Source organism: Alitiscatomonas sp., from assembly GCF_037242085.1.
In the GTDB taxonomy this organism is placed as follows: domain Bacteria; phylum Bacillota; class Clostridia; order Lachnospirales; family Lachnospiraceae; genus Alitiscatomonas; species Alitiscatomonas aceti.
On the sequence record NZ_JAXXBR010000095.1, the window covers coordinates 20,531 to 27,225 of the forward strand.

Here is a 6,695-nt window from a genome sequence, read left to right on the forward strand (position 1 = left end):
ATGGCTGCATTTTGCCACAATTTTGCCCGAGTTTTGCGGGAGAAATCTTAAGATTAAAAAGGAAGAATGTGGTATACTCTTTTTATACAGAAATTAAGGTCCGCGGCAGCGGCATAAGGAGGAATACCATGATACGGAAGAATAAATTACGGCTGACCCTGACTACGGCGCTTATGACGGCTGCCCTGGGATTCCCGGCTCTGGCTTCGGAGCGGATCGAGGATATCACCCTGGAGATCGAATCCGGGATCCATGCGGGAGAATACGGAGACGGCGATTATGTGGATGTGATCGTGGATCATGAGGGCTGCTATCTGGATACGGTAACGGTGACCAACGTGCCGGGGGATATCTGGGAGACTGGGGATGAGCCCCGGTTAAAGATCGTTTTACGGACAGACGAGGGCTATATTTTTGCCTCCGGCCTGGGAGAGGACGAGGTGGCTCTGGACGAAGAGACAGGGATCGTGACCTCCGTATCCCGGAGCTCCTCCCGCCTTACGATCCTTGTGACCCTGGCGGAGCTGGATGAGGACGATTATTACGAATATGACGAGGACTATACCCTGGACGTGGAGGAGGCTCTGTGGGATTCGGCTGTGGGCGGTCTGGCCGGCTGGGCAGGAAACGACTACGCAAGGAAATATGAGGTCCGTCTTTATAAGGACGGCGAAGAGGTGGGCCAGACAGTTACAACGGAAAAGCTGACCTACAATTTCTCCGGCCACTTCTCCGGGGCGGGAACGTACCAGTTCCGGGTGCGGGCGGTCCGCGGCGAGTACGATGAGGGAAGCTGGGCGGAATCAGATGAGCGGACAGTATCTGACGAGGAGGCGGCCAGGATCCGCAGCCAGGCGGCCAGCACCTCCCATGGATATGCCGCCGTGGATCCGGCGGGGACCTGGCTCTGGCAGCCGGAAGCCGGCTGGTGGTGGTGCAATCCCAACCGCAGCTATCCCTACTCCGTATGGGCGATGATCGATGGAAAGTGGTATTACTTCAATGAACAGGGCTACTGTGTGATGAACGACTGGGTAACCACCGGAGGTAAATGGTATTACTGCGGCGAAAGCGGGGCCATGGTCACAAGCCAGATGATCAACGGCCAGTATTACGTCAATATCAATGGAGAGTGGGTGCAGTAGCACACGTCGGCGGCCGTCTCCTGTTTTTTGGGAAAAATGAAAAAACCTCTTTAAAAACCGGATTCTTTTGTATATAATAAGATTGATATTTCGCGCTCTGAAAAACAGAGATCAGACGGAATACAGCGGCGGCCGGTATTGGGCTGCGCCTGTATTCTGAGAAATAGAGAGTATCCGGGTGAAAAGACAGAAAAGACAGGAGGAAAATGGCAATGATGATGTCCAACGACATTGGAATTGATTTAGGTACGGCCAGTATCCTTGTATATATTAAAGGAAAAGGCGTTGTATTAAAGGAACCGTCGGTGGTTGCCCTGGACAGGGAGACCAATAAGGTGATCACCTTTGGTGAGGAGGCCCGTCTGATGATCGGGCGTACTCCCGGCAATATCGTGGCGGTCCGTCCCCTCAGAAAGGGCGTGATCTCCGACTATACCGTGACCGAGAAGATGTTAAAATACTTCATCGACAAGGCTGTGGGAAAAAGGACCTTAAGAAAGCCCAGGATCGCGGTCTGCATCCCCAGCGGAGCCACAGAGGTTGAGAGAAAGGCCGTTGAGGACGCCACCTACCAGGCCGGCGCCAGAGAGGTCTGCATCATCGAGGAGCCGGTGGCGGCAGCCATTGGAGCGGGCATCGATATTTCCAAGGCCTGCGGAAACATGATCGTCGATATCGGAGGCGGTACTGCGGATATCGCGGTGATCTCCCTGGGAGGCACCGTAGTAAGCACCTCCATCAAGACTGCCGGAGACGATTTCGATGAGTCTCTGGTGCGTTATATGAGAAAGAAGCACAATCTTCTGATCGGTGAGAGGACCGCCGAGGAGATCAAGATCAATATCGGCGCGGCGTACCGCCGGCCGGAGCTAGTGACCATGGAGGTGCGCGGAAGGAACCTGGTAACGGGACTCCCGAAGACCATCGTAGTTACCTCTGACGAGACCCTGGAGGCCCTTAAGGAGCCGGCGATGCAGATCGTGGACGCAGTACACAACGTCTTAGAGCGGACGCCTCCGGAGCTGGCCGCAGATATTTTTGACCGGGGCATCGTACTTACGGGAGGCGGAGCCCTGCTTTCCGGTCTGGACGCCCTGATCGAGGAAAAGACGGGCATCACGACGATGATCGCGGAGGAGCCGCTGACGGCGGTGGCCATCGGAACTGGTAAATTCATTGAGTTTTTCCATGGAGGAAAGCATTCAGACAGATAAATGGCGACTGTAACAGGTTATGTAGAAAAGATAAAATACCGCAATGATGAGAATGGCTATTCGGTGCTGAGCGTTGCCGATGGCAAGGAGGAGTATGTCCTGGTGGGCACCTTTGCGTATATCGCAGAGGGGGAGCGCATCGAGGCAACGGGGCGCATGGTAGAGCATTCGATTTATGGCGAGCAGCTGTCGGTGGAGAGCTATGAGATCAAGCCTCCCGAGGACACGCTGGCAATAGAACGGTATCTCGGCTCCGGTGCGATCAAAGGCATCGGAGCTGCTTTGGCTAAAAGGATCGTAAAAAAATTCAAGGCCGATACCTTCCGTATCATCGAGGAGGAACCGGAACGGCTTTCTGAGGTCAAGGGGATCAGCGAGCGGATGGCCATGGAGATCAGCAGCCAGGTGGAGGAAAAACGGGAGCTGCGCCAGGCCATGCTGTTCCTCCAGCAGTATGGGATCCATATGAACCTGGCGGTGAAGATCTACCAGCAGTACGGCCAGCGGATGTATTCGGTGATCCAGGAAAATCCCTACCAGCTGGCGGACGACATCCATGGCGTCGGCTTTAAGATCGCCGATGAGATCGCGGCAAAGGTGGGGATCTTTACGGATTCCGATTACAGGATACGGAGCGGGATGTTCTATGCTCTTTTGCAGGCCGTTGGAAACGGCCACACCTACCTTCCCAGGGAGGAGCTGTTTGCCAGCGCGGCGGAGCTCCTTAAGGTGGATGCGGATTATATGGAAAAGCATCTCATGGATCTCCAGATGGAAAAAAAGCTGGTGGTGAAGGAAAAGGACGGCGGGATGATCGTCTATCCGGCCCAGTTTTACTATATGGAGCTCAATACCGCCAGAATGCTCCACGATCTGAACATACGGGATACGGTGCCGCCGGAGAAAATAAGGAAACGGCTGGAGTCCATCGTGGCCGGAGAGCAGATCGAGCTGGACGTCCATCAGGAGGAGGCGGTCATCGAAGCGGTGAACAACGGGCTCCTTATCATCACCGGAGGGCCGGGAACCGGAAAGACCACCACCATCAACACGATCATCCGGTATTTTGAACAGGAGGATATGGAGATCCTTCTGGCAGCCCCCACAGGCCGGGCAGCCAAGCGGATGGCCGAGGCCACAGGCTATGAGGCCCGGACCATCCACCGTCTCCTGGAGCTTACGGGAGCCCCGTCCATGGACAGCGGACGCAATGGGAACGGCAGCACCGGAGGGGAGACCCGGCTGGAGGGGATGCATTTTGAGCGCAACGAGGCCAATCCGCTGGATGCGGACGTGGTCATCATCGACGAGGTCTCCATGGTGGATATCAGCCTGATGCATTCCCTTTTAAAGGCTGTCAACGTGGGGACCAGGCTGATCCTAGTGGGGGATGTGAACCAGCTTCCCAGTGTGGGGCCGGGAAATGTCCTGCGGGATATGATCCAGTCGGGAAAATTTCCGGTGGTGATGCTCACAAAGATCTTCCGCCAGGCGGCCCAGAGCGACATTATCGTAAACGCCCATAAGATCAACGCCGGAGAGCGGGTGCCCCTGGAAAAGCGCAGCCGGGATTTCCTTTTTATCCGCCGGGACAATCCTGCGGCTATTATTAAAGATATGATGGTCCTTTTAAGGGATAAGCTGCCGGGCTACGTGGGCGCGGAGATCCAGGAGATCCAGATCATGACGCCCATGCGCAAGGGCGCTCTGGGCGTGGAGCAGCTGAACCGGATCCTCCAGGAAAATTTCAATCCTCCGGCGGCAGATAAGCCGGAAAAGGAGGCGGGAGGAACCATATTCCGGACCGGGGATAAGGTAATGCAGATCAAAAACAATTACCAGCTGGCCTGGGAGGTGCGGAACCGCTATGGGATCCCGGTGGACAAGGGCGAGGGCGTCTTCAACGGCGATATGGGCGTCATACGCCAGGTAAACGCCTTTTCCGAGACCCTGGAGGTGGAATTTGACGAGGGGCGGATGGTGGAGTACAGCTTTAAGCAGCTGGAGGAGCTGGAGCTGGCATATGCCATTACCATACATAAATCCCAGGGAAGCGAATACCCGGCGGTGGTGATCCCCATTTATTCTGGGCCTCGGATGCTGATGACCAGGAACCTGATCTATACGGCCGTGACCAGGGCGAAAAAATGTGTGTGCCTGGTGGGACTGCCGGAGATGTTCCGGTTTATGGTGGAAAATGAAATGGAGCAGAAGCGGTATTCCGGACTGAAGGACCGGATCCTGGAGATCGAGCCGGGCCTGGACAAATAGAAAAATATATAAATCTATGAATAAAGAAACAATTCTGAATATTCTTTTTCCCCGGCGCTGTCCAGTGTGCGGGGAGATCGTAGAGCCGCCGGGCGGTCTGATCTGCCCGGCCTGCTTTCATAAGCTTTCTTTTGTAAAACAGCCTGTATGTAAAAAATGTGGAAAAGAGATCCAGGATGCGGCGGAGGAATTCTGCGGGGACTGCACAAAGCGCCGCCATGCCTTCGAGTCCGGTCTGGCCCTTATGAATTATGATGAGACGGCCAGGAGATCCATGGCCTGGATCAAATATAAAAATAAGAGGGAATATCTGGACTTTTATGGAGCGGCCCTGGCGGCCAGGTATGAAAACCAGATCCGGCGCATGCAGGTGGATGTCCTTGTTCCGGTGCCGGTCCATCCGTCCAGAAAGCGGGCCAGGGGCTTTAACCAGGCGGAGGTGCTGGCCGTCTGTCTGGGAAAGCGCCTGGGGATCCCGGTGGGATCCGGAATGCTCATCCGGGATAAAAAAACAAAGCCGCAGAAGGAGCTTTCTGCGGCGGACCGTCTGAAAAATCTGTCCGGGGCGTTCCGGGCCGGAACGATCCCCGAGGGAATAAAAACGGTGCTCCTGGTGGATGATATCTATACTACCGGGAGCACCGTGGAGGCCTGCGCCCGGGCGCTGCGGAGCGCGGGGGTAAGCCGTGTGTATTTTGTGGTGATCTGCATGACCGGGGGACGATAGGGGCTGTACCCTACTCGTCCAGGGAGACGAAAAGCCCGCTTTCCTTCTGCTGGAAGGAAAAGTCCTGGGACTCAGCTTCGGAGGACCAGACGGTGACGGTCAGGGTGGAGGTCTCCTTATCCCAGCTTATGGTGGGGCAGATCAAAGCGTCTGTGGCATAGACGGCGGTGGGGAAGGCATTGACCCGGCTGTCCTTATCCATGAGATAGATCCCTTCATACCGGTTCCCGGGAGCCATATAGCCAAAGAGCTTCAGTCCGCTTTCCGGGTCCTCAGCCAGGGAGACCACGCCGTACTGGCCGTCATTTTCGGAGAGCTTTTCAAAGGGGACGGCCTCGATCTCTCCGGCAGAAAATTTCTGCATGATCGTAAAGAAGTCCCCGGCCTCCTCGGCCTTCATGGAAGCGATCTCTTCAGGGCTGGGGGTCTCCCTGGGGCCGGGAGCGTCGTTTTCCGTTTCTGCTGCGCTTTCCGGCGCGCTGGTCTCCAGGGACTCAGAAGCAGTCTCTGTCCCGTTCTGGCCGCCGGTGCCGGAAGAGCCGCAGGCGGTGAGCACGGCGGCGGCAAGGACCGCCAGGAGCCCGCAGGCAGCCCGGAGGCGGAGTTTCCTGTTTTTCATGGTTTCCATATTTTTCATCATTGTACTGGTTTTCCTTTCTGTTTCCAGCGTGTGCGCTGGTCTGACCCCTTGATTTTATCATATTTCCGGCATTGCAGTCCTTAAATTTTTATAAAAAGCTGCCTGGAGCCGGAGCGGTCGTTTTTTTACAAAAAAACTTGACTGTACAGGCTTTCTATGTTACAATGAGCGGGCGAATGGAAGAACATAGGTCTTTTTTTTATGCTCAATTTTCGATAGCAGGCAGAGAAAAAGGCCGCCTTACAAAGAATTAAACGGAGGTGGAAGTCGTGCGCACAAAGATTACACTGGCATGTACAGAATGCAAGCAGCGCAATTACAACATGACGAAGGATAAGAAAACTCATCCGGACCGCATGGAGACCAAGAAGTACTGCAGATTCTGCAAGAGACACACAATGCACAAAGAAACTAAGTAATCCGGTTTTCAGAAGGACGTGAATTATGGGAGAAACAGCAAGTAATGAGAAAGCCCCCAAAAAGGACTTTATCAAAGGCTTAAAAGCTGAATTCAGCAAGATCATCTGGCCGGATAAAGAAACTCTGACAAAGCAGTCTGTTGTGGTAATAGCAGCAACACTTGTTTTGGGAATTGCGATCGCACTCCTTGATCTGATCATTAAGTTTGGTCTCAATATCGTTATTGGTTAAGGATGAGGTGAAGATATGTCAGAAGCACAATGGTATGTTGTACACAC

At 54.4% G+C, this 6,695-nt stretch carries 7 protein-coding genes; 6 read left to right on the forward strand and 1 reads right to left on the reverse strand.

The features are described 5' to 3' along the window. Positions 1 to 128 precede the first annotated feature (128 nt). The 4 genes from WIH05_RS09945 to WIH05_RS09960 all read left to right on the forward strand — a co-directional run bounded on the left by WIH05_RS09945 (position 129) and on the right by WIH05_RS09960 (position 5,357). Positions 129 to 1,145 carry a hypothetical protein gene (locus WIH05_RS09945; RefSeq protein WP_022274704.1) on the forward strand — a complete coding sequence of 339 codons (1,017 nt, stop codon included), beginning with the start codon at positions 129 to 131 and terminating at the stop codon, positions 1,143 to 1,145. Positions 1,146 to 1,351: 206 nt separating this feature from the next. After that, positions 1,352 to 2,359 (forward strand): rod shape-determining protein, encoded by a 1,008-nt coding sequence (locus WIH05_RS09950; protein ID WP_158359249.1) that lies wholly within the window; start codon positions 1,352 to 1,354, stop codon positions 2,357 to 2,359. After that, complete coding sequence (locus WIH05_RS09955; RefSeq protein ID WP_022274702.1) at positions 2,360 to 4,630, forward strand: ATP-dependent RecD-like DNA helicase; 2,271 nt, start codon at positions 2,360 to 2,362, stop codon at positions 4,628 to 4,630. 16 nt (positions 4,631 to 4,646) lie between these two features. Then, positions 4,647 to 5,357, forward strand: a complete 711-nt coding sequence (locus tag WIH05_RS09960; RefSeq protein WP_158359253.1) for a ComF family protein — start codon at positions 4,647 to 4,649, stop codon at positions 5,355 to 5,357. Between the two features lie 10 nt (positions 5,358 to 5,367). On the opposite strand, the gene WIH05_RS09965 is transcribed toward WIH05_RS09960, so the two are convergent. Next, complete coding sequence (locus WIH05_RS09965) at positions 5,368 to 5,997, reverse strand: hypothetical protein (RefSeq protein WP_022274700.1); 630 nt, start codon at positions 5,995 to 5,997, stop codon at positions 5,368 to 5,370. Between the two features lie 269 nt (positions 5,998 to 6,266). Here WIH05_RS09965 and rpmG point away from each other — a divergent pair, with 269 nt between their 5' ends. Beyond that, positions 6,267 to 6,416, forward strand: coding sequence for a 50S ribosomal protein L33 (rpmG, locus tag WIH05_RS09970; RefSeq protein ID WP_008726232.1), 150 nt, complete (start codon positions 6,267 to 6,269; stop codon positions 6,414 to 6,416). A gap of 25 nt (positions 6,417 to 6,441) precedes the next feature. Then, the gene (gene secE / locus WIH05_RS09975) at positions 6,442 to 6,648 is read left to right on the forward strand and encodes a preprotein translocase subunit SecE (RefSeq protein ID WP_022274699.1); all 207 of its coding nucleotides are present in this window, start codon (positions 6,442 to 6,444) and stop codon (positions 6,646 to 6,648) included. Positions 6,649 to 6,695: the final 47 nt, after the last annotated feature.